The sequence below is a fragment of the Streptomyces sp. RP5T genome (genome assembly GCF_003933965.1).
GTDB lineage: Bacteria > Actinomycetota > Actinomycetes > Streptomycetales > Streptomycetaceae > Streptomyces.
On record NZ_RSAJ01000761.1, the window covers coordinates 1 to 3,394 of the forward strand.

Consider the following 3,394-nt stretch of genomic DNA (forward strand, 5'->3'; position numbering starts at 1 on the left):
CCCGATGCCCCGTCCCGCGCCGGTCACGGCGACGACCTTGCCTGCCAAGAAGTTCCCCACGCCCGGCCCCTTCCCGCGGTTTCTGACGGACCGTTAGATTTTATGACCCGTCAGATGTGCGGACACAAGCCCCGGGGAGGGCCCGATGTCACTTCCGGCCGCGTTCCACGACATCGCCAAACGCGTCAACAACTGGGGGCGCTGGGGAGCCGACGACGAGATCGGCACCCTGAACCTGATCACCGACGAGGTCGTGCGCGAGGCCGCGGCGACCGTCCGCACCGGCCTGCGCGTCCCCCTGGCGCTCCCCCTGAAGCAGGACGGCGTGCAGAGCGGGATGATGCCGGGCCGGGTCAACCCGCTGCACGCGATGGTGCAGATCAACCAGGAGCTCTTCGGCCCGGGGACGGTCGCGTGCAGCGACGACGCGGTGACCATGGGCCTGCAGGCGGCCACCCACTGGGACGCGCTCACCCATGTCTCGCACTCCGGCCTGCTCTACAACGGCCGCCCGGCCGGCACCATCACCCCGCACGGCGGTGCCGAGTTCGCCGGTATCGACAAGGCGCGGCACGTCGTCTCGCGCGGAGTGCTGCTCGACGTGGCCCGCGCGCGGGGCGTGGACCGGCTCGCCGGCGGCCACTCCGTGACCCCGGAGGACCTGGAGGCGGCCGAGGAACTCGCGGGCACGCGGGTGCGCGCCGGGGACGTCGTGCTCGTACGGACCGGGCAGGTCCAGGTGTATCTCGCGGGGGACAGGGAGGGGTACGCCTATCCGTCGCCGGGTCTGTCGGTCCGCACTCCGGAGTGGTTCCACGCGCGCGATGTGGCCGCGGTCGCCAACGACACCCTCACGTTCGAGATCTTCCCGCCCGAGATCGAGGACCTGTGGCTGCCCGTGCACGCGCTGGACCTGGTCGAGATGGGGATGCTGCAGGGTCAGAACTGGAACCTGGAAGAGTTGTCCACAGCCTGTGGAGAAGTCGGCCGGTACGCGTTCCTGCTGTCGGCGATGCCCGAGCCGTTCGTCGGCGCGACCGGCACGCCCGTGGCCCCGGTGGCCCTGCTGTGAGAGTCGGCCGGCGGCGCGCCCGTCCGCCCCGAGCACGGCATCGCGCGCCGCCGTCATCGACTTCCTTCCGCCCTGAGGAAATCGACACCGCGTCACGACCCGCACTCGTCGAGGGTTCCCGTCACCGGAACCCCCGGCGTCCCCTCACGGCGAATCGCTGACCACCAGCGTCATCAATCGAACACGCTGCGTCAACACCCGAACGGGGATTTGTTCCTTACGGCCCTTTTGCCACGACCGCGCACGGGTGCACGTCCCGGCGCACCGCGCCGCGGCGGGAAGGGGATGACGGCGACCCCTGCGACCGTGCGCCGGTCACACCGCCTCGTACGCGAACCCCTCGTAGGCCGAGGTCTCGATGCCGTACGCCTCGGCGGTCTTGCGCGGCCGGTCGCAGCGGTCGAGTTCGCACCAGATGCTCTTGCCGACGCCCTCGGGGCTCCAGCCCCAGCGGTCCGCGAGGCCGTCGACGAGGGCCAGGCCGCGGCCGCCGGTCGCGTCACCGTCCGCACAGCGCGGCACCGGGGCCCGGCCGCTGCGGTCGGCGACCTCCAGACGCACCGTGGCCGTCTCCCCGTCGGTGCCCGGCAGGTGCAGCCGCAGCACGGCCGGACGGCCCGTGTGCACCACGGCGTTGGTGACCAGCTCGGACACGAGCAGGATCAAGGTCTCGGCGACCGGTTCGTCGACCTCTATCCCGGAGCCGGCGAGCCGCGAGCGGGCCCACCTCCGCGCTCGCCCCACCTCTGCGGGGTCGGGCCGGATCTCCAGCTGCACTTGAAGCACCTGCACCGCTCACACCATCCGAACCGGCGGGCACATGGCCTCGCGCTTCACGAGGGCCACGATCGTAGCCATTTTTTGCATGACCAGAACAACGACCAAAGCCGGGGTCACAGAACGTGAATCCCTTACGGGACAGCATGGTTGACGTACAGTCACGCCAACAAGCGCTTCGGGCATATTCCAGCGCGAAGGAGTACCCGTGCGGGATACTGTGCGACGCTCGCCACAGGGAGTCGAACAGGCGGTGGACACAGGCGTTCCCGCCCTGCGAGCAGCGGCGCGCACCGCCGGATCCGGCGCCGCCCCATCGGCAACACCGGCATGGCTCTTGCTCGGAACCACTCGCATCTCACACAAGGTACCGGAGCGGACCGCCGACTCCAGGACGTGACGAGTCACACATAGGACACAACCCGATATCAACGCTCCGTGATTCCGGTGTGCCACGATCCGCGACATCCGCTCCGGGGACACCGGCGACCGGGCGGGCCGAGGACGCCTCAGGCGCGCAGATCGGCGGCGAGCAACTCCTCGCCCTCGGCACCGCCACCGCCCCGCCGGGCCCGCACCCAGGCCCGCTTCAGCAGCAGATGCACCTCGCACTCCCAGGTGAAGCCCATTCCGCCGTGCACCTGGAGACAGTCCCGGGCACCCTGCTCGGCCGCCTCGTCGGCCAGCAGCCGGGCCGCGGCGATGTCCACCGGGTCCGCGGTCACGGCGGCCGCGTACACCGCGGCCCGGGCCGTCTCCGCCCGCACCAGGAGCTGCGCGCACAGGTGCTTGACCGCCTGGAAGGCCCCGATCGGCCGCCCGAACTGCTCCCGGGTCCGCGCGTGTTGCACGGCGAGCTCGCACGCGCGCGTGGCGGTGCCCAGCTGCTCGGCGGCGGTGAGGAGCACGGCGACGGGATCGGCGGCACGCGCGCCCGCCGCCGGCGCCCGGTGCAGCGGGGTGAGCGGATCCACCGACTTCAGGGCCACGGCTCCGGCGGCGTCCCCGCGTACGACGTCCGCCTCCTCCAGCCACTCCACGAGGCCGTCCCGGTCGACGCCGGTCACGATGGCCTCCCCTTCGGCGGCCCCCGCCCCCACGCCCGCCGCGAGGTGGGTGGCCACCAGCGGCCCCGGCAGCAACACCCGTCCGGCCTCCTCGAAGGCCAACACGGCCTCCGGCAGCCCGAGTCCGACCCCGCCGTCCGCCTCCGGCACCCGCAGGGCGAAGATTCCGGCGGCCCCCAACTCGCGCCACAGCGCGCGGTCGAGACCGGGCGAGTCCACGGCAGCCCGCAGCGCCTCACCGTCGAACCGGCGCGCGAGCAGCCCGCGCACTCCGTCCCGCAACGCCCGCTGATCGTCGGTCAGTCGAAACCGCACCCCTCGGCCCCTTTCTCCGCCCTGGTCCTCACGACGCGACCACACCCACTACCGCCCCTTCGGCAGCCCGAGGATCCGCTCGGCCACGATGTTCCGCTGAATCTGCGAGGTCCCCGCGGCGATCGTGTACGACAGCGAGGACAACCGGTCCTGCACCCAGGGC

Annotated in this window: 4 protein-coding genes; 1 reads left to right on the top strand and 3 read right to left on the bottom strand. The window is 71.9% G+C overall.

From position 1 onward, the window contains the following. Positions 1–145: 145 nt before the first annotated feature. Positions 146–1,072, top strand: a complete 927-nt coding sequence (locus EHS43_RS40525) for a cyclase family protein (RefSeq protein WP_125195538.1) — start codon at positions 146–148, stop codon at positions 1,070–1,072. Between the two features lie 315 nt (positions 1,073–1,387). On the opposite strand, the gene EHS43_RS40530 is transcribed toward EHS43_RS40525, so the two are convergent. From EHS43_RS40530 to EHS43_RS40545, 3 genes are all read right to left on the bottom strand, one after another. Beyond that, on the bottom strand, positions 1,388–1,849 hold the full coding sequence (locus tag EHS43_RS40530; RefSeq protein WP_125195541.1) for an ATP-binding protein: 462 nt from the start codon (positions 1,847–1,849) through the stop codon (positions 1,388–1,390). A 509-nt stretch (positions 1,850–2,358) separates the two neighbouring features. Beyond that, positions 2,359–3,231, bottom strand: coding sequence for an acyl-CoA dehydrogenase (locus EHS43_RS40540; RefSeq protein WP_125195540.1), 873 nt, complete (start codon positions 3,229–3,231; stop codon positions 2,359–2,361). Between the two features lie 48 nt (positions 3,232–3,279). Further along, positions 3,280–3,394 (bottom strand): acyl-CoA dehydrogenase family protein (locus EHS43_RS40545; protein ID WP_148104235.1); only part of this gene is annotated, 115 nt, incomplete at its 5' end.